Origin of the sequence: Rhizobium sp. SL42, assembly GCF_021729845.1 — a bacterium.
GTDB lineage: Bacteria > Pseudomonadota > Alphaproteobacteria > Rhizobiales > Rhizobiaceae > Allorhizobium.
Genome location: NZ_CP063397.1, coordinates 1,795,553 through 1,814,831 on the forward strand (window position 1 = coordinate 1,795,553; position 19,279 = coordinate 1,814,831).

Annotated in this window: 19 protein-coding genes and 1 pseudogene; 7 read left to right on the top strand and 13 right to left on the bottom strand. The window is 61.3% G+C overall.

Translation table 11 applies throughout. The features are described 5' to 3' along the window. Positions 1–49: 49 nt before the first annotated feature. Both IM739_RS08345 and IM739_RS08350 read left to right on the top strand, forming a co-directional pair. A complete protein-coding gene (locus tag IM739_RS08345; protein WP_237370709.1) occupies positions 50–538 on the top strand; it encodes a DUF1579 domain-containing protein in 489 nt (162 codons plus the stop codon). Positions 539–560: 22 nt separating this feature from the next. Then, positions 561–1,346, top strand: coding sequence for a VOC family protein (locus tag IM739_RS08350; protein WP_237370710.1), 786 nt, complete (start codon positions 561–563; stop codon positions 1,344–1,346). A 357-nt stretch (positions 1,347–1,703) separates the two neighbouring features. Here the strand turns inward: IM739_RS08350 and IM739_RS08355 are convergent, their stop codons facing one another. From IM739_RS08355 to IM739_RS08365, 3 genes are all read right to left on the bottom strand, one after another. After that, positions 1,704–1,937 carry a hypothetical protein gene (locus IM739_RS08355; RefSeq protein ID WP_237370711.1) on the bottom strand — a complete coding sequence of 78 codons (234 nt, stop codon included), beginning with the start codon at positions 1,935–1,937 and terminating at the stop codon, positions 1,704–1,706. A 152-nt stretch (positions 1,938–2,089) separates the two neighbouring features. Continuing rightward, on the bottom strand, positions 2,090–2,329 hold the full coding sequence (gene rpsU, locus IM739_RS08360) for a 30S ribosomal protein S21 (RefSeq protein WP_007599597.1): 240 nt from the start codon (positions 2,327–2,329) through the stop codon (positions 2,090–2,092). Between the two features lie 223 nt (positions 2,330–2,552). Then, the gene (locus tag IM739_RS08365) at positions 2,553–2,762 is read right to left on the bottom strand and encodes a cold-shock protein (RefSeq protein ID WP_007599595.1); all 210 of its coding nucleotides are present in this window, start codon (positions 2,760–2,762) and stop codon (positions 2,553–2,555) included. Positions 2,763–3,235: 473 nt separating this feature from the next. Between IM739_RS08365 and IM739_RS08370 the strand changes: the two genes are divergently transcribed. Together IM739_RS08370 and IM739_RS08375 are read left to right on the top strand one after the other, a co-directional pair. After that, the gene (locus IM739_RS08370) at positions 3,236–3,727 is read left to right on the top strand and encodes a histidine kinase (RefSeq protein WP_237370712.1); all 492 of its coding nucleotides are present in this window, start codon (positions 3,236–3,238) and stop codon (positions 3,725–3,727) included. A gap of 335 nt (positions 3,728–4,062) precedes the next feature. Continuing rightward, positions 4,063–5,115: a fatty acid desaturase gene (locus IM739_RS08375; RefSeq protein WP_237370713.1), complete on the top strand. Its 1,053-nt coding sequence runs from the start codon at positions 4,063–4,065 to the stop codon at positions 5,113–5,115. Between the two features lie 55 nt (positions 5,116–5,170). Here IM739_RS08375 and IM739_RS08380 read toward each other — a convergent pair whose 3' ends face one another. From IM739_RS08380 to IM739_RS08400, 5 genes and pseudogenes are all read right to left on the bottom strand, one after another. Then, a complete protein-coding gene (locus IM739_RS08380) occupies positions 5,171–5,479 on the bottom strand; it encodes a BrnA antitoxin family protein (protein WP_237370714.1) in 309 nt (102 codons plus the stop codon). Continuing rightward, a pseudogene (locus IM739_RS08385) lies at positions 5,476–5,723 on the bottom strand (BrnT family toxin). Before IM739_RS08385 ends, IM739_RS08380 begins: the two are co-directional and overlap by 4 nt. Before the next feature lie 92 nt (positions 5,724–5,815). Beyond that, the gene (locus tag IM739_RS08390; protein ID WP_237371009.1) at positions 5,816–6,136 is read right to left on the bottom strand and encodes a YnfA family protein; all 321 of its coding nucleotides are present in this window, start codon (positions 6,134–6,136) and stop codon (positions 5,816–5,818) included. Positions 6,137–6,215: 79 nt separating this feature from the next. After that, positions 6,216–7,022 carry an EAL domain-containing protein gene (locus tag IM739_RS08395; protein WP_237370715.1) on the bottom strand — a complete coding sequence of 269 codons (807 nt, stop codon included), beginning with the start codon at positions 7,020–7,022 and terminating at the stop codon, positions 6,216–6,218. Between the two features lie 376 nt (positions 7,023–7,398). Further along, positions 7,399–8,973, bottom strand: coding sequence for a helicase HerA-like C-terminal domain-containing protein (locus IM739_RS08400; RefSeq protein WP_237370716.1), 1,575 nt, complete (start codon positions 8,971–8,973; stop codon positions 7,399–7,401). 408 nt (positions 8,974–9,381) lie between these two features. Here IM739_RS08400 and IM739_RS08405 point away from each other — a divergent pair, with 408 nt between their 5' ends. Next, positions 9,382–9,774 carry a hypothetical protein gene (locus tag IM739_RS08405; RefSeq protein WP_237370717.1) on the top strand — a complete coding sequence of 131 codons (393 nt, stop codon included), beginning with the start codon at positions 9,382–9,384 and terminating at the stop codon, positions 9,772–9,774. A 232-nt stretch (positions 9,775–10,006) separates the two neighbouring features. Then, the gene (locus IM739_RS08410) at positions 10,007–11,953 is read left to right on the top strand and encodes a hypothetical protein (RefSeq protein WP_237370718.1); all 1,947 of its coding nucleotides are present in this window, start codon (positions 10,007–10,009) and stop codon (positions 11,951–11,953) included. A 200-nt stretch (positions 11,954–12,153) separates the two neighbouring features. Here IM739_RS08410 and IM739_RS08415 read toward each other — a convergent pair whose 3' ends face one another. Then, on the bottom strand, positions 12,154–13,032 hold the full coding sequence (locus IM739_RS08415; RefSeq protein WP_237370719.1) for an AraC family transcriptional regulator: 879 nt from the start codon (positions 13,030–13,032) through the stop codon (positions 12,154–12,156). A 164-nt stretch (positions 13,033–13,196) separates the two neighbouring features. Here IM739_RS08415 and IM739_RS08420 point away from each other — a divergent pair, with 164 nt between their 5' ends. Then, positions 13,197–13,952 (top strand): SDR family oxidoreductase, encoded by a 756-nt coding sequence (locus IM739_RS08420; protein WP_237370720.1) that lies wholly within the window; start codon positions 13,197–13,199, stop codon positions 13,950–13,952. A 175-nt stretch (positions 13,953–14,127) separates the two neighbouring features. On the opposite strand, the gene IM739_RS08425 is transcribed toward IM739_RS08420, so the two are convergent. From IM739_RS08425 to IM739_RS08440, 4 genes are all read right to left on the bottom strand, one after another. After that, positions 14,128–14,970, bottom strand: coding sequence for a hypothetical protein (locus IM739_RS08425; protein ID WP_237370721.1), 843 nt, complete (start codon positions 14,968–14,970; stop codon positions 14,128–14,130). 483 nt (positions 14,971–15,453) lie between these two features. Then, complete coding sequence (locus IM739_RS08430; protein ID WP_237370722.1) at positions 15,454–17,295, bottom strand: cell wall hydrolase; 1,842 nt, start codon at positions 17,293–17,295, stop codon at positions 15,454–15,456. Between the two features lie 9 nt (positions 17,296–17,304). Further along, the gene (locus tag IM739_RS08435) at positions 17,305–18,561 is read right to left on the bottom strand and encodes a hypothetical protein (RefSeq protein ID WP_237370723.1); all 1,257 of its coding nucleotides are present in this window, start codon (positions 18,559–18,561) and stop codon (positions 17,305–17,307) included. A gap of 260 nt (positions 18,562–18,821) precedes the next feature. After that, positions 18,822–19,067, bottom strand: a complete 246-nt coding sequence (locus IM739_RS08440) for a DUF982 domain-containing protein (RefSeq protein WP_237370724.1) — start codon at positions 19,065–19,067, stop codon at positions 18,822–18,824. Positions 19,068–19,279: the final 212 nt, after the last annotated feature.

Here is a 19,279-nt window from a genome sequence, read left to right on the forward strand (position 1 = left end):
TGGGATGTGTCATCGATGATGCCCTGACTGCAGATGGGAGGAAATCATCATGGAATTTGCAAAACCGCGCGAAGAACATCGCTTTCTCGACAGGCTCCTCGGCGACTGGATCTATACCAGTTCCACCGGCCACAAGGACTATGACGCCGATGATCCGGACAAGGTCTGGACGGAGACCGTTCGTTCGATCGGCGGCCTTTGGGTGATCTCGGAAGGCGAGGGCGGCATGGGCGATGGCAGCCGATCTTCGATGATCATGACACTTGGCTATGATCCCCGTCTCGGGCACTATGTTGGAACCTGGATCGGGTCTATGATGGACAAGCTCTGGGTCTACAAGGGCTGGGTCGAGGACGAAGGTCAAACGCTCGTGCTGGAGGCGGAGGGACCGTCGTTCGAAGATCCGTCAAGGACGGAGATCTATCGCGATGTCATTCATTTCCACGATGATGATCACCGGTCGTTCTCCGGTAGCGTCCGCAAGCCGGATGGCAGTTTCCATGTTTTCATGACCAGCGAAAGCAAGCGCCGCGCCTGAAGCGGCCCAAAGGGAGAACACCATGCACAGCATGCACGGCAAGTTTATCTGGTATGAACTGATGACCAGCGACACCGCTGGGGCGGCCAAATTCTATGGCGAGGTTGCCGGCTGGACCGCCAAGGACAGCGGCATGCCGGACATGAACTACACGATCCTGTCGATTGCCGGTTCCGAAATGGGTGTGGCCGGCATGCTGCCGCTGACCGATGAGGTAAAGGCCCGCGGCATTCCCTCGAACTGGACCGGATATGTTGCCGTCGATAATGTCGACCGGGTTGCGGATCACTTCGTCAGCGATGGCGGCAAGGTGGTCCATGGCCCGATCGACATCCATGGCGTTGGCCGCTTCGCCGTGCTTGCCGATCCGCAGGGTGCAGTCCTCGCCGTGATGACGCCGATCATTCCCGCAGGTGGTGTGCCGCCCGAACCGGCTCCCGATACGCCCGGCACCTTCGGCTGGCGCGAACTGATGGCGCGCAACGGCACGGAAGCCTTCGATTTCTATTCGGGCATCTTCGGCTGGCAAAAGGATACCGCCATCGACATGGGTCCGATGGGCGTCTACCAGCTGTTCCGCAAGGACGACCAGGTGATCGGCGGCATGATGACCAAGCCCGCCGAAATGCCTCTCCCCTGCTGGGGTTACTATGTCAACGTTGACGCGATCGACGCGGCCGTCGCGCGGGTGCAGAAAGCAGGCGGCACGGTGATCCAGGAGCCTATGGAAGTCCCTGGTCCCGCCTGGATCATCCAGGCCATCGATCCCCAGGGTGCCTATTTCGCCCTCGTCGCGCCCAAGCGCTAACAGCCTTCGCGCCCGGCTCTGCGCGCGCCGCGATCGCCCGCGTCCCTGATCCTCCCTGTTCGCGGGCAGGGGGGCTGCCACGGCTGTCATTACGGCAGCATTTCCTTCAGGGGCCGGCAGGCGCTGACGGGGAGGGAGACGGTATGCGCGGCTTGATCACGACCGTCATCGTACCAGCGGAAAGCGCACCGTAGCAGCGGCAGTCAGGTGCTCAAGCCAGGGAGAAAAGCCATCACGACGGCGTCCCGACAGGCGAAAAGCGGCAGTCGGCGGGTTGGACACGATCGAATATCAGGAAGAAACGCCCGATCCGCGGGATCAGGCCAATGGCCGAGCCCGAGGCAGGGCCGGTCGGCACTATGCTTTGGTGACGGCAACCTTGCGCGGCGCGCGGGTCTTTTTTGGTGCCGGTGGTGCCACGGCCTGCTCGGCTTCACGCTGCATGCGCAGGGCGCGAAGCGCTTCGGTCTTGCGGTCGCGTTGTATGACTTCCTGCTCGATGATCGCGCGTGCGGCGCTGTCGGTCGTCGTCGCCTTGTCCTGGGCGGCGATTTTCTCGGGCTTGAAGAATTTGTCCTTGGTCGCTGTCATATCCGTCCTTCCTCCGCGGTATGGGCCGTCATTCTTTCGGCCTCCACGGTATCGGTCGTCATTCGGGATTGGGTTGCTTCTTGCGTGGTTGCCGACCTGGGAGACAGGCAGCGGCGGGCGCGCGCCTCTGGCGCGCCCGAACCCATGGCCCCTTAGCGGGCCGGGCGCAGCACCTTCTTCGGCGCCGGCAGCAGGCCTTCGCGCTGCAGCTTCTTGCGCTGAAGCTTGCGCTGGCGGCGAATGGCTTCAGCCTTTTCGCGCGTGCGCTTTTCCGAAGGCTTTTCGTAAGCGCTGCGGGTCTTCATTTCACGGAACAGGCCTTCGCGCTGCATCTTCTTCTTGAGAACGCGCAGGGCTTGGTCGACATTGTTATCTCGGACGAGGACTTGCAAATTCGCTTCCTTTCCGGGCTGTGGGCCCGCGAGTTTGAATGGACGGAATATGGGGATGAACGGCAAATGCGCCATTCCCCTCGAAAGATCCCGGAAAAGTGCCGAAATCGCTGAAAATGGCCTCTCGGCCGAAAACAATAAAAAGGCCGGGAAAACCCGACCTCTTCCTGTCACTCAGCCGGCCGTTCCGGAAAATCCGTGGCCGGCGGGGCGAGCGACAAAATCAAGCGGCGCGAAGATTGTCGGCCGAGCTCTTGCCCGTGCGCTTGTCCTTCACGATTTCGTATTCGACCTTCTGGCCTTCGGTCAGTTCGCGCATGCCCGAACGCTCGACGGCCGAGATATGCACGAAAACGTCAGCGGAGCCTTCGTCAGGCTGAATGAAGCCGAAGCCCTTGGTGCTGTTGAACCACTTAACGGTACCTGTGCTCATAACGATTTCCTTTCAATCGTTGGATTGGCCGGAGAGATATTCCACCGGCTCTATCGATCTTGAGAGGAAATCTGGCGTGCGCCGCTGGCGCGTAGACAAAGGTCACTAGCAATCTTCGATGGGCGCAATATAGACTGCCAGCGATCAAACACAAGAAAAAAGGCCCAAGGCCGCGGCGCAGGCCTGCGTCATACAGCGATAAATCCGGCCGAACAGCCTGTTTTCACAAGGATATACGCAAGGGTTGCCGCCGGATTCTTTCTACCCGCCACCACTCCGCTACAGGGTTGCGCGACGCCATTCCCTGCTTGTTTAGCATATTGGCGGATTTCCCGGTCCGCATGCCGTCCCCTGCAGAAACAGTACAACGATTCTGTCGTCCGCCTGCTAAGGGAAGAAGCGCGCAGCGCCGCGGTCGCCTGGTCGATCCGGTTGGTGCACATCCACAAAACGCTATCCACAGGCCATATCCGATGCAGAAATTTCTTGCCGCGACAGCCATGCTGCTGATCTCCGCCACCACGTCCCTCGCGGGCGAGTTCGCCTTCCCCTCCGACGCGCCGGTAGCGACCGTCACCATTCCCGACAGCTGGCAGCCGTCGGAAACCGAGTATGGCGTCGAAGGCACTTCCGATGACGGCGGCACCTATATCTCCTTCGATATCGCCGGCGACAGCGACATGGACGCGGTGATGACGCAGGTCTTCGACTTCCTGTCTGAAAATGGTGTCGAGCCGGATCCGGCAACCCAGAAGGACAGCAAGGATACGTTGAACGGCATGCCGTTCGAGGCCATCGACTGGAAGGGCAAGGACAAGGACGGTCCGGTCTCGATCGGCGTCGGTATCATCGGCCTGTCGGCCGAAAAGATCGCCATCGTCACATATTGGGCGTCAGCGGAAACCGAAGAGCGCAACATGCCGGAAGTCGCCAAGATCCTCGCGACGGTCAAGCCGGTCAACTGAGACGTAGGCCGAACCGTTCAGACAGGTGGCGCGCCGATACGCCACCTGTTTTTGACCACGGTCGATCCGCTTTTGGCAGGCCGTGCGGCCATTGATTTCCCCGGATGCGTCTAATTGCGCAAGCGGAATTGGTTTCTTTTACCGCCAAAAAAGGCTAGGGGAGCTTATCCCCGCGCTGATGACCGTCCGGGGGCACTTGTTTCGGGACGATCTGAAAGCACTATGACGATGTATTCTGCCGATAATTCGCGTGTCGACTTTGCGCCTCCTGCAGCCAAGCCGGCGCCCGCCGCCGTCTTTGCGCCTGTTGCGAGCCACGAGATCGGAGGCCGCTCATGAGTGCGGCACTGGAATTCTCCGTCGAAACGCCAGATGTTGACGACAGCCGCGACGCCAAGGCGTGGCTGAAGATCATCAACGCCTACCGCCAGCCGAACCTCAAGCGCAGCACCTTCGAGCTGGCCGTCACCTGCCTTGCCTTCGTGCTGCTCTGGGTCGCCAGCTGGGCGCTTCTGCACTACGGCTATTGGGCCGGCCTGCTGTTGACCATTCCGGCCGCCGCCTTCCTGCTGCGCCTCTTCATCATCCAGCACGATTGCGGCCACGGCGCGTTTTTCGCCCGCCGCCGTTTCGATGACTGGACCGGTCGCATTCTCGGCGTCTTCACGCTGACCCCCTACGACTACTGGCGCCGCGCCCATGCCGAGCACCATGCATCGGCCGGCAATCTCGACGAACGTGGCATTGGCGACATCACCACGCTCACGGTTGCCGAATACAAGGCGCTCTCGGCCCGCGGCCGTCTTCTCTATCGCCTCTATCGCCATCCGCTGGTTCTGTTCGGCATCGGCCCGGCCTGGGTCTTCCTTCTCAAGCAGCGTCTGCCATTCGGCATGATGCGCTCGGGCGCCTTGCCGTGGATCTCGACCATGGCCACCAATGTCGGAATGGTCGTTCTGGCAGCAGTTTTGATCTGGGCCGTCGGTCTCGGTCCCTTCCTCGCCGTGCATCTGCCGATCGTGCTGATGGCCGGTGCCGCCGGCATCTGGCTGTTCTATGTCCAGCACCAGTTCGAGGATACCCACTGGTCGAACCCTCCGGCATGGCAGTTCCAGCATGCGGCGCTGCATGGCGCCTCGCATTACGACCTGCCCTGGGGCCTGCGCTGGCTGACGGGTTATATCGGCGTGCATCATGTGCATCACCTGTCGAGCAAGGTTCCCTACTACCGCCTGCCGGAAGTGCTGCGCGATCATCCGGAACTGCGCGGCATCAGCCGCATCACGTTGCGCGAAAGCTTCGCCTGCGTGAAGCTCGTCCTCTGGGACGAAAAGCTCGGCCGGCTTGTGTCTTTCCGCGAAGCCAATCGCAAGCCCGTCGCGGTGTGATCGAACATCGACTGATTGAAGGAGGGGAGGGCGGATCGCTCTCCCCTTTTTCGTTTCACAATCCCACGGCCTTGCGCAGCGCCTCGTTGATCCGCGATTGCCAGCCATCGCCGGTTGCCCTGAAGCGCGCGATCACCTCGGCATCGAGCCGGATGCTGATCGCCTGCTTGGGCGCGTCCGATTTCGGCCGCCCGGCAAGCTTGCGGTCGATCGCTGCGGCAATATCGGGATAAACATTGCGAAACGGCCGGAATTCCTTCAATTCTTCTTCGGTCGCTTCCGGATTGTCGTCAACATCATCCCAGTCGGCGCGCGAATAGCCACGGCCTTCTGCGAAGGCTTTCAAAGGTTTTTGGCGCTTCATCGGATCAATCTCCTTTCCTGCAGGTTTGCCGGACGCATTGAAATAACAGAGAGACACTCCGAGCCGAGGAGAACGAAGATCACCACGATCCTCCCGTTTTCGAGCCTTCCAATCGCCTGCTTTCGTCCGCGTTTGGCTGGCCGGACGATGGCCGTCGAGAAAAGCCCAGCGACAGGTCAGCGAAATCGAGCCCGTGCTTGTCGAGATTGGCGAGCCGTTTCGGTTCATCCCAGACGATCATCATAATTTATGTATATACGGAAATTCCGCAAGCAGGTATTCCGGGTTTTGAGGGGAAATCGGCCCAAAACGCTCAATATGGCGGCGGCCGGGCCGTTAACCTCGCTGCGGCAGCAGGATCACCATGGCGCCGACAAGGCAGATGGCCGCCCCGGCCAGATCGAAACGATCCGGGCGCTGGCCCTCGATGAGCCACAGCCATGCGAGCGAGGCAGCAATATAAACGCCGCCATAGGCCGCATAGGCGCGCCCCGCAACGTCCGAAGGTACCAGGGTCAGCAGGAAGGCAAACAGCGCCAGGGCAAGGACGCCGGGCGCCAGCCACACCGGCGAATGGCCTAGCCGTAACCAGGCCCAGAAGGCAAAACATCCGGCAATTTCGGCAAGGGCGGCACTGGCATAGATCACGAAAAGCATGGCCGACCCTGCCACGATCCCGGCCGACATTCCAGTGTCATCGACCGTTTCTGCACATGAGGCACGGGTGGGCGGGGGATCAGCCGCTGCGGCCCTGCAGGTTCAGCACATGACAGACCCTTGGCACCATCTCGGCCTCCTTGGGGAAACAGACGAAATAGCCCTGGATGCTGTCGACCCCGAGATGCAGGGCGGCTTCCATCTGCGCCTCGCTTTCGACGCCGGAGGCGGTGATGGTGATCCCGAGGTCATGCCCAAGGCCGATCACATGGCGGATGATCGCCCGGTCGACCGAATTGGTCAGCGCATTGCGGATCAGGCTCCGGTCGATCTTCAGCCGGCTGAACGGATAGCGACGCAACGCCGACAAGCCGGCATAGGTTGCACCGAAATTGTCGAGCGCCAGCGAGAATCCGGAATAACAGAGCATTTCGATCGCCAGTCCCACCTCGATGGCGCGTGGCCCGTAGAGCGCATTTTCCGGCACCTCGATCTCGATCATGTCCGGCGACAGCCGGTACAGCTCGAGCATGGTTTCCAGCCGGCCGGCGAGATCGCCTGAGCACAGGTCGAAGGCGGTGGTGTTGATGCTCAACCGGCCAAAGTGATGGCCATCGTCCTGCCAGGCGGCGGCTTGGCGAATGGTGTTTTCCAGCACGAAATTGCGGATAGACAGCGACATCGACGGATCGCGGAAAATTCCGCGGAATTCTTGCGCGGCCGCCAGCTTGCCCGGCTCCATGCGCCAGCGCAGCAGCGTCTCCAGGCTGTCGACCTCCCTGTGGCCGACCGAATAGATCGGCTGGTAGATCAGCTCGAAGCGGCCCTTCTCAAGGGCCCGTCTGGCATTGTTCACCAGGACGACATGGTTCAGGCCGCTATCCACGCTACACCTCACGCAAGACTGGACAATCGCCAGTCATCGATAATCTGCCGATCATAACCCAGTATCCGTTGCGCTTCGGTGAATAACCAGCCCCATTTCACGCTGAGGTTTAACGGGTCAAATATTGTGGTTCGGTTCGACTGTCCTGCTCTGGAACAGCCAAAGCTTTCGCCCGCGTAAAAGCTTTGGCCTCAATATTGAGTAAAAACAGAGACTTTCGCAATGGCAAGTTGATCTTGTTGCTATGTTGCCCCGACCGGCAGGGCCGGCATTGATGCGCCCCGGCAAGAGGGTCGCCGCCAGCCGCGAAGACGACAGCAGGTTGCAGTGATCTTCGCGGCGAAGGTGGTGGTCGACTGGCAGCGCAGATAACGGGTTAGCGCCTGAGGCTGCCCAGGATGCCGCGCACCAGGGCCCGGCCGACGGAGGTGGCGACCGAGCGGGCCGCGCTCTTCATCGCAGCTTCGATCACCGTCTCGCGCTGGTAGCCTGACGATTTGCGCGTCGGCTTGCGCTCGCCGTCCTCGTCTTGCCGGTCGTCGTCGCCGAAACCCGGCAGCGTCCAGCGGCCGGACGCGCTGTCCTCTGCCTCGCCGTTTTTCGCCCGTTCCTCGGCGGCGCGCTTGGCGGCCGCGGCTTCTGCCGCCTTGGCGGCGCGGGCGTTCAGGATCTCGTAGGCCGATTCGGCGTCGAGATCCGCATCATACAGGCCGGCGACCGGGCTGAGGTTCATCACCTTCTGCCGCTCGGGATCCGAAAGCGGCCCGACGCGGCCAGACGGCGGACGCACCAGCGTGCGCTCGACGATCGACGGCGCACCCTTGGCCTCGAGCGTCGAGACCAGCGCCTCGCCGATCCCCAGCTGGGTGATCGCGGTGGCGCAATCGAAGGCCGGGTTGGGGCGGAACGTGTCGGCCGCCGTCTTCACCGCCTTCTGCTCGCGCGGCGTATAGGCGCGCAAGGCATGCTGAACCCGGTTGCCGAGCTGGGCGAGCACTGTTTCCGGCACGTCGAGCGGGTTCTGCGTGACGAAATAGACGCCGACGCCCTTGGAGCGGATCAGCCGCACCACTTGCTCGACCCGTTCGGTCAGCACCTTCGGGGCGTCGTTGAACAGGAGATGCGCCTCGTCGAAGAAGAAGACCAGCTTCGGCTTGTCGAGATCGCCCACTTCCGGCAGTTCCTCGAACAGTTCCGACAGCAGCCAGAGCAGGAAGGTGGCATAGAGCCTCGGGTTCATCATCAGCTTGTCGGCGGCCAGCACAGAGATCGCGCCGCGGCCGTCATTGGTGGTGCGCATGATGTCGGTGATCTTCAGCGCCGGTTCGCCGAAGAAATTCTGCGCGCCCTGCTGCTCGAGTACCAGCAATCCGCGCTGCAACGTGCCGATCGAGGCCTTGGAGATCAGGCCGAACTGGCTGGAAAGCTCGGTGGCGTTTTCCGCCATATAGGTCAGGAGCGCCTGCAGGTCCTTCAGGTCGAGCAGCGGCAGCCCTCCCTGGTCGGCGATCTTGAAGGCGATGTTGAGCGCCCCTTCCTGGGCTTCGGACGCGTTCATCAGCCGCGACAGCAGGAGCGGGCCCATCTCGGCGACGGTGGTGCGCACCCGGTGGCCCTTTTCGCCGTAGAGATCCCAGAAGATCACGGGGAATTCGGCGGGCGCATAATCTGTAAAGCCGATCTGCGTCGCCCGCTGGGTGATCCAGTCCTTCGGCTCGCCCATGGCGGCAATGCCCGAAAGATCGCCCTTGATATCGGCGGCAAACACCGGAACCCCGGCCTCGGAGAAGCTTTCGGCGAGAACCTGCAGCGTCACGGTCTTGCCGGTGCCGGTCGCGCCGGTGACGATGCCATGGCGGTTGCCATATTTCAGCGCCAGATATTCGCCCTTGTTCAGGCTGTCGTCCGGATTGCGGCTGGTGCCGATATAGAGTTCGCCGTCTTTCAGCATATGCACTCATCTCCCTGGCGCTAAACGCATTCGTCCGCTTGCTCTTATAAGGATAGTGTGGAACATCGACAACGTCCGGTATCGGTCATTCTCGAATGACACCCGGTCTGCTATCTGGCCAAGCATCTGGCAAAGAACCGGCCACCGAACGGGTCATTCGACGGTTCAATGAACCGGCCAAAGAACTGGCCACGGAACAAGGTAGTGTTCCGAAAGGCGGTGAAATGGCGGCCAGGGCACGTGCCTCAGGGCAGAACCGGGCGAGGCGGGGCGATATTGGCGCTGCGGTTTTGCACCGATTATCGGCATCCGCACGCCAAAGTCCGGCACAGGTCACTTGAGTTCGATGAAAACATCCATTACGTTGACGTTAACGTCAATATTCTACGGGCAGGAGGCCTCCAAATCATGAGCGAAATCGTCACCCGCATCGCCGACAGCGTCGGCATTTCCCCGGATCTCGCCGAAAAGGCGCTCGGCATGATGCTCGGCTTCCTGCAGCGCGAAGCAGCCGACGGCCCGGTCGCCCGGATGATCGAAGCGATCCCTGGTGCTGCCGAACTCGTTGCCGCCCACAACGGCGAAGGCTCCGGCGGCGGCGGTCTGCTCGGCGGTCTGATGAGCGCCATCGGCGGCGGCGGCATCATGGGTCTCGGCCAGCAGCTGATGGCCCAGGGCCTCGGCATGGGCGAAATCACCACGCTGGCCAAGGAAACCATGGCCGTTGCCCGCGAATACGCCGGCGCCGAAACCGTCGATGAAGTCATCGCCTCGGTCCCGGGCCTGAGCCAGTTCGTCTGAGTTGATCTGCAAGGTCGAAATGCAAAAGCCGTCGGGGCGACTCGGCGGCTTTTGCGTTTTGGCCGTTCGTCGCCGCAGCGCCGGCGACTGCTCCTCTCCCCCTCGGGGGAGAGGGTGGCCGAGCGAAGCGGAGGCCGGGTGAGGGGAAACCACAGGCGCAATGCTATCCTGCGGTTGCAGGCAGCGTAACCCGCAGCTAGTCTCGCGATCACCTTGAACCTCTGGGGCCACCATGCTGATCCGAACCTATGCCGACATCGAGAGACTGGAAGGTGAGGTCGCGCTCAGCCCCGCCGAAAAGAAACTGATCGAGGGCTGTAAGCATGGCGAACTGACCACCCTTGGCAATGGGACCCGGCCTAAGCGCCCGAGCAAAGCGCGAACCATCCGCGCCGACCTGCTGCGCTACCTGATCATCGGTGGCTGTGAGCAGTGCCGGGTGCACGAGAAGGGCGTGCAACTGGAGGGCGCCTGGATCGTGGGCGAGCTGGACCTCAGCTTTGCGTCTGCCAAGGGCGCGGTTCTATTGCTCCGATGCGCTTTCGCGGAATCTATCGTGGCTGATCAGGCCAATTTCGATCGCCTGGTCCTCAATGGCAGCAGTCTGCCCGGCCTGAATGCGGGGGGCGCCAAGATAAAGGGCCAAGTCTTCCTCGACAATTTGAAGAGCACCGGCGAGGTCTCGCTTTCTGGCGCCGAGATCGGCGGTCAACTCTCGGCGGAGGAGGCCGAGTTGAATGGCGGCGAGGGTGCAGCCCTGAATGCGCAGGGCGCCACGATCAGGGGCGGCGCCTTCCTCGATAACTTGAAGAGCACGGGCGAGGTCTCGCTTTCTGGCGCCGAGATCGGCGCTGTCCTCTCGGCGAAGGAGGCCGAGTTGAATGGCGGGGAGGGCGATGCCCTGAATGCGCACAGCGCCACGATCAGGGGCGGCGTCTTCCTCGACAATTTGAAGAGCACCGGCGAGGTCTCGTTCGCCGGCGCCGAGATCGGCGGTCAACTCTCCGCGGAGGGGGCCGAGTTGAATGGCGGGGAGGGCAGGGCCCTGAATGCGCAGGGCGCCACGATCAGGGGCGGCACCTTCCTTCGCAAACTGAAGAGCACCGGTGAAGTCTCGTTTTCCGGCGCCGAGATCGGCGGTCAGCTATCGTTCAATGGCGCCGAGTTGAATGGCGGGGAGGGCATGGCCCTGAACGCGCAACGGATGACCGTCCTTAGTAGCCTTTTCTGGTGGAACATCAAACTCGTCACCGGAACAGTTCACCTTGATGCTGCGCATCTCGGCGATCTGGTGGACGACGAACAAAGCTGGAATACGGTGTCTTCGCTGGGGCTTGTTGGTATGACCTATGAAAACCTGGTCGGCCCTCACAATCTCCCCTTCCGCAAACGTTGGCTCCAAAAAGGCGCAAGCCATGTGGGCCAGTTCCACCCCCAGCCCTATCAGCAACTCGCCAAATTCTACCGCGAGACCGGCCATCGCCATGAGGCGCGGGAAATTTTGATCGAGAAGGAGAGGGAACAGCGCATGGCCGTGCGGGCGTCAATCCGCAAAGGCAGACGCAAGGCCGAAAGCGATGTTCCATTTTCGGTGAAAACAGCTTTGCCGTGGTCGTGGGATGCAACCAGGCGCTGGATCAGCTTCTATCTGTCGCCCTGGCTGAGGATCGGTTGGAACTGGTTCTGGGATGTCCTCATCCGTTACATCGCCGGCTACGGCTACAAACCCTGGCTCAGCCTTGCCTGGCTTGCGGGTATGATCGGCATCATCTGGACTGTTGCCTACTTCACATGGGACGCCGGTGACTTCGCGCCCAACTCTGCCATCGTCCTGACATCTCCCGAGTGGAAGGCTGTGGCAGATTTGCCCGAGGTCTATGCATCCCTCTCCGAAAACGAGAAGCAGATGATCGTGGAAGACATGACGCCTGCACATCCTTGGTCAAACTTCGATGCCCCCGGCAAGGACTACGAATCCTTCTATTCCCTCGCCTACGCCCTCGATGTCGTCGTCCCCGTCCTCGATCTCGGCCAGACCGACGCCTGGGCGCCGTCCCCGGCGCGCGGCGACTGGGGCTACCGGATGTTCTACCTCCAGAAGATGTTCATCGTCCTCGGCTGGGTCGTCACCGCCATCGCCGCCGCCGCTATTTCCGGCATGATCCGCCGCGACGACTGAGCTTGCGCCCGGCATTTCCGCTCACGTCTCTCGTCTTGTGCTCCACCGGCCACCGGCCCTAGCCCGGCGGCCCAGCGCATAGGCACAGGCACGCACCTAGGCGGGTTGAGCACCACAATCCCAAGCCCGGCTGCGGTCTCGATCCGGCAGCCAACACGCCACCCCAACGCGCCTATCTCCAAAACAAGCACGCCACCTCATCACGCCACGGCGTGTGAGGCCTGCACGTCGCGGACGGGCGGCAGTCCGAACAGGCGACCGTATTCGCGGGTAAACTGGGATACGCTTTCATATCCCACCTTGAAGGCGGCAACGCTTGCCGGCGCGCCCTCGGACATCATCAGCCTGCGGGCCTCGATCAGGCGCAGATGTTTCTGGAATTGCAGGGGAGACAGCGAGGTCACGGCCCGGAAATGATGGTGAAACGAGGACACGCCCATCCCGGAGACCGACGCCAATCGTTTCACCGGGATCGTTTCGGCATAGTCATGCCGCAAGACGGCGACCGCGCGTGCCACGCGTTCGACATGGCTTCCCATCATGCCCAGACGTCGGATCGCATCGCCATGACGCCCCGCCAGCAACCAGTAGTGCATCTCGCGCAAAAGCTGGCTTTGCAGCACGGGGCGGGAGGAGGGCCTATCAAGCAGGCGCATCAGTCGGAATGCCGCGTCTGACACCTCGGCATCCGTCGGGCCGACCTTGACCGCGGCCTGGTCGCCGACCTGTGCGGCAATCATTTCCACGCCAAGCTCGGCAATGATCGCCGGATCGAGTTCCATCACCAGCGAATAATAAGGCGAGGCGATACTGGCGCGGGTGATCTGACTCACCGTCGGCACATCGGCGGTGATCAGCAGCGTGTCTCCGGTGGCGAACGCATATTGCTGCGTTCCCATCGTCACCTGTTTTGCACCTTGCACGACAAGGCATGCCAGCGGCCGCGATATATCGTGCATCAGGTTGCTCGGTGCCGTCGCCCTGACGGTTGAAAGCCCGGGAATGGGTGTCAGGGCGATGCCTGTCGCGTTCGCATGGGCATCGGCATATCTGCGGACCGTATCGAAAAGCGTTTCCATTCGGCGACCATACGCCTCGCTCAGGGGCGCGCCTAGTCCCGTTGGAGGATTAGGCAAGAGTTGACGAGATTCTGGCAACACGGCCTGATCGATCGAAGCGATAAAGCGGTCAGGCCATATTGGGCCAGATCACATTGGGGTGGTCGCCAGGAAAGACATGGATCATGACCAAGATTTCTCTGATCACGGGCAGCAGCCGTGGTCTCGGGCGCAACACCGCGCTCAGTATCGCAAAGGGCGGCGGCGATGTTGTCGTCACCTATCACAGCCGGTCGGACGATGCCGATTCCGTCGTATCGGCCATTCGTTCAATGGGCCGCAAGGCGGTCGCCCTTCAGCTCGACACCGGCACGGTCGCCAGTTTCGATGCCTTTGTCGAGACGCTGCGCACAGCGCTCCGTGACACCTGGCAACGCGACAGCTTCGACGCCCTTGTCAACAATGCCGGTCATGGCGAGTATGCCCTTATCGGCGACACCACCGAACAGCAGTTCGATCGGCTCGTCGACGTCCACTTCAAGGGCGTATTCTTCCTGACCCAGAAACTGTTGCCGCTGCTTGCCGACGGCGGTCGCATCGTCAACCTGTCTTCCGGCCTGACACGCGTCTCGGCTCCCGGCTGGTCAGCCTACTCGGCGGTCAAGGCTGCGGTTGAAGTCCTCAGCGTCTACATGGCCAGGGAATTCGGCAGCCGCGGCATCGCGGTCAACACCGTCGCTCCCGGCGCGATCGAAACCGATTTCTTTGGCGGCGCCGTTCGCGACACGCCCGACTTCAACAAGTTCTTCGCCGACATGACTGCGCTGGGGCGTGTCGGGGTTGCCGACGATATTGGTCCGGTGATCGCCGGCTTGCTCAAGGATGACAACCGCTGGATCAACGCACAGCGTATCGAAGTGTCGGGCGGTCAGGGCATCTAACCTGTGTGGGCTCCGCGCCAGGCAAGTCGCGGGGCCCGACCTTCTGCAAAATTGACCGGCGCGGCATCAATCCGCCTTTGCCGCGGATTGATGCCGCCCGATAAAGCGCTCAATATTTGCAGCTTGGGCCTCGACGTTTGCCGACGATCGCACTTCTCCAAAAGGCAGCCGCCGCTCAAGCTTCTCTCGTCTTGTGCTTCGGCTGCTTGTGTTCCGGCCGCAGCAGGCCGTGGATCATCGTGCCGATCCGCCGTCTCAGGGTGCGCCACACCCGGCTCCACACCAGGGTCTGCTCGTCGAGAAAGATCACATTGACCGGCAGCGATGACATCGTGCGCACTTCGGGTCGCAATGGCCCGTCGGGATCGCGCACCTCGTAGAAACATTCATAATCCGGCCAGTTGTAGCCGTCTTCCCATGTCCAGCAGTTATGTGTCTGATAATGCTTCATTAGCTGTGCGCCAAGCGCCTTGTCAGTCGGCAGCATGGCGAAGGCCGGGCCGAGGCGAACGGTATTCCTCTCCATGAAGGACAGGACCCGGTCGCTGACATAATTGCTGACGAAAAGCCGGAAATCGCGCTGGCGCTTGATATGCGAGACGGCGCGGAACACCTGCACATGCTCTTCATGGCCGTATTCGCCCCACGGGTTATGGGTGACGACGATGTCTCCCGCGTCCAGATGCGCTTCAAGCGCTGCCGTCAGCAGGTGGAAGTTTTTCGCATAGGCATCGCTGTTGCGCTCACAGCGGATGCCATAGACGGTCTCCTCCGGCTTACGCCAGTTCGTCGTCTGGTAGGTATTGGATTCGACAATGGCGAGATCGACGACGGTCTTGAGCGGAAAGTCCTGGAAGACCGTCCGCCGCCCCAGGCTGATATCGCCGCTATTGGGGGCTTCGTTGTAGCAGATGATGATTTTCTTCGCCGATGCCAGGATCGAGCTGGCCCAGAGAATTTCGTCATCCGGGTGAGCCATGACGACCACGGCCCCGCTGAAATCATCCAGTGTCATCATCGAAAAGTCTTGTGCCCCACAATCATCGTGCCACATCGGCGTCCGTCATGGACCGGCCGGCGCGGCAGACACCGGCTGCAACCAACCGGCGTATCCATGCGTCACATCCATCGTCCCGCAGCGGCTGCCCGCATCGTCTCGATGGGCGCCTCCTGTCGCGCCATCAGAGCGCTTCGGGTAACATTGCTTGTCCGGCGATGAACCGGTGCTATCAGCAGTAGCAAAGGCATATTGTATTGAGATCCGGTTATCATGCCGGTGTTCTCCAGCGGATTTTGCCCGGATCGCGAATATGTGATCGAAAATGTTCGGACGGCAGCAGCTCGCATGCCACGCTTTTCCGATCCTGCTTGAAGAAGCGAGCTGCATGCGACCCGTGCCGGAGACTGCCGGCGCCGGGCGTCGTGCCAAGCCCCGGACTGCGGAAAAGACCGGCGGAGGCATCGATCGGTTCGCAGCGATCCGCAAGGGCGCCCTCGCGCGTCAGGCTATGCCGCGGTAGAACAGGTGGCGTCCGATCTTCCGTTCCATGAACGCGTTTGGAGATTTTCGCACCCAGTCGGGACTGCCGATCGATGTGGAGTGATAGTGCAGTACGGCGTCGGTCAGGTGATTGATCTTCCCGGCCAGGGCATCGCGTGCCACGACGAGGCATTCATCGAAGTGCTTATCCGCACCGGGTTGGAGATTGATGATCTGCGAACGGTTGGGATCACTGGCATTCCAGCAGGAAAATTGCGAGGGTTGCAGGCAGACCTCGATGATGCTGTCCGGATAGCGGTGGGACGCTTTGCGGTTCAGGATGACCTCGGCCACGGCCTGGCGCCCCATCTCGCTTTCGCTGCGTGCCTCGCCGTAAATCGTCCGCGCCAGAATCAGCTGCTCGTCGCCGGTCGGCATGTCCACTTGCGTCAGCGCCCGGATCGATGCGACCCGGCTGAGATCGAAAGGCTCGGTGCGCACGGTGTCGCCCTGGTTGCCGCCGATACAAGTCAACTTGCGGGAACTTTCCATCCGGCTGAGCGCGAAACAGGCATGCCCGGTTGTGCCGGTATCCTTGCCGGGATGCAGCACGACGACTGCGCCTTCCAGTGCGGCCTGTACCTTGAGGTCAGTCAGCCCGCCCTTGCGCAACTCCACCGTTCCCCAGGTTTTCCAGCTTTTTGCCGTGGCGGCCTGTTTCACGACAGGAGCGCCTGCCTGTGTCAGGCACCAGGCGACGAAGGCACCGCACCACGGCTCTACCGTAGGCGGATGATGCTCTGTTGCGCTGAAATAGGCCTTCACCCTGGCCTTGCCGGCTGGCGTCGTTTCGCTGACATTGGCTCGTGCCCAGAACGTCTGCTCGGTCTGCGCGAAGGCCAGCCACGGCGTTCCACCCCCAAGGGCGGTCACCGGCGGAATGGCAAATTCAGGAAAATGTTGTTTCAGCTTGGAAAAGCCGACCTGGAACGCTTCGTTCAACACGGCTGCGGTCTTCTCGACGAACTCGTCCACCGTGGTCACGTGGCCGGCCAGCCCCTGCTGCAGGAAGCGCTGCCGGCGGCCGATCAGCGCCTTCCGCTCGGCAGCCTTCGGAAAAAATTGTACAAGCGCGTCGGCAACCGGCGTCTGCGCATTGCCCTCGGCATGGATCCGGTCGATGGCAAATGCCGCCTCTGCACCCACCAGTCGCGACTGGAAGAGAAGCAGGAAGCTTGGGATGAAGCTTTGCTCCGGCTCGGCAATGCCGGAGGTGACGGCCTCCGCCTCCAGAGTTTCCCAGTCTCGCTGCGTCAGGAACTGTGCTGCCGTCACCTGCGAGAGTGGGTTGTAGCGCTGAAACGGCCCATATCCGGCTTCCGGATTGGCGGCCACGAAGCTTGCCCATTCCTCCTCGGTAATCTGGAATGGCCCGATGGCCGACGTTCCAGGCAGCCGGTTGCCGAACTTCGTCAGGTCGCTTTCGATCCAGGCCAGCGCGATTAGATAGTCCGCAAGGATCGCCGGCGCCCCGTCCGTTTCGCTGGCATGTGCCTGGATTTCTATCCGTGCGCAGTGCTTGACGAATACGTCCTCGTCCACCGGCGGCACATCGAATGTCTTCAACGGACCGATATGACCGATTTGGATCCAGCCGCTGTCGCCCACGGCGCCTGAGGTCGGTCTGTAGGTGACATGGCGCCATTCTTCGAGTGCCGATACGTTCTGATCTGACGAAAGGTCGAGGTAAATCGTGTCGTCGATGGAAAGGATGTTGACCAGAGCGGAGTCCGTCGATGGCTCTTGATAGAGCCGTGCCCGACGTTTCTGGCCAGACGCCACTACGACATAGACTTGCTCCATGGCCGGCTCCTATTGTGCGGCTGCGGTTGCTAACTTCTTCACGAGTTCTGCGCTCAGAGACCTATTCTGATTTGTGGTGGTGGCCTGCATCCCGTACAAGTTTCTCGCGTCTGCGATCCTGTCGCGCAGTTCCGGCGTGTTCAGCGTCACTGTCGCCTTGTCGAGGGCGGGAAGCTTCTTGATCACGGCGTTCAGGTCGTCGATCAGGTCAGAAAGCCGGTTTGGATTGTCGCGCATCACCACCGCTTCGTAGAAGTTTTTCACGCCCTTTTCGGGATCGCCCGACCTGCAGCCCGATGTGGCTAGGAATTCGAACTCAGCCCTTTGCAGCGGGCCGGTATTCCGGGATCCCTGGGTGTCGCGATAGTTCTGGATGCCCGCCAGCGTGTCCGAGCCGGGTTTTCCGTCCTCTGGGACGCAGATCGCGCGTTGCACCAGCTTGATCTCGGCCTCCGTATAGCCGCTTTCCTTCGGAAAAATCTTGTCGCATTCCTTACAGGAAACCTTGCCGCGGCTCGGCTTTTGATCTGCCTGCATGCCAGCTGTGGCAGGACCTTTTCCCGACTTGAAGGCGCTGATCGCGTCCACTTCCTGTTGTATGCTATCGGCAAGCGATTGCGGCGCGATGCCGGAGGCGGCAGCGAGCGCATATGTATTGGCATCGAGCACGATCGTTTGTGGCGTGCAGATCCGCAGATAGCCGCGCAGTGCGAAGACCATTTCCGGACTTTTCGAAAAAGTCACCTGCATAAACTGGCGGCGGAACTCCAGCCGTCGCTCGTAGACGATCCGCTTGATCGTGCTGCTTTCCAGCCCCATCAACAGGGAATTGTTGAAGGCGTCATACAGCGACCCGGTGAGGCCCAGTGCCTGGGCGACATAGGCAATCGTGTCGGTACTGGCGCTGGCGATCGTCAGGACGCTTGTTGCAGCACTACCGATCGCCACCAGCGAGGAATGCACGCGGCCGGCCTCGACCCGCTTGTTGTCGATCCATGCCAGATAGTGGTCGCACCGGGCGTCGATATCGTTGAATCCGGCCTGCACGAGCATCGAGTAGTCGCTGCAATCGGCCGCGGTGCCGCTGCGCTGCAGATTGGTCTGGTTGCAGAGTTCACCGAAGTAAGCGGCAATATTGTTGGTCGCGCGGGGTGTCTGGCTGGAATACAGATCCTGCCCGACCCCTCTGTCGCCAAGCGCCGGGGTGCAGCCGGCGATGAGCCCCAGCGTGATGAGAAAGAGTATCCGCCCCAGTATCACGATCATGCCCCTTCACGTAAGACATGTCGGAAAATCTGCGCTCGCGTTTGACGAGCGTCAAATAATTTTTATTAGAAGTTGATTGATGTTGCTGACTTGTCCACAAGTTGAGTAAATGCTGTTGTAATATATCTCGGCGGATGCAAGTGAAATCATAGTATTTTATAATTTGTTATCGGCAGTCTGGCCTGTTTTGACCGGCTGTATTTCCCGTATCCGGTGCAGGCGGTTGTGCCTGAAGGGGGGCAGGTACGCGCCGTTCGTTTTCATCCCTTGATCTTGATCCCGGCCTCGATCGCCGCCGCGATGAACGCCTTGCGGGCATCCTCGTCGGTTTTCTTGCCGGCATCGACCGCCGCGCAGACCAGCAAGGCCTTGTCCAGCGCGGCGCCGTCTTCCGTCGGCCAGTCCTCGATCAGCGCCCAGCAGGCGGCCATGGTGCTGTCGATCGTGACGTCTGCGCCATCGTCTCCGATGGCAAGCGTTACGGGTTGGGTCCAGGTCTTGTGCATCGGGCTTCGGCTTTCGAAAAGGCGGGTGGAACTGTGGGCGGGAACCGCAGGCAAGGAATTGCGGGCAGGGAACTACGTATAGGGGCCGGCAGGCGACCCCGATTTGTCCTCTATAGTGCCAAGTGCGCCCCGCCGCCACTACACTATCTGTACTGGACGGCCGGTGGCCGCAGGATCATAGTCGGGTCCGGCGGAGGATCTTGCGCGGAGGA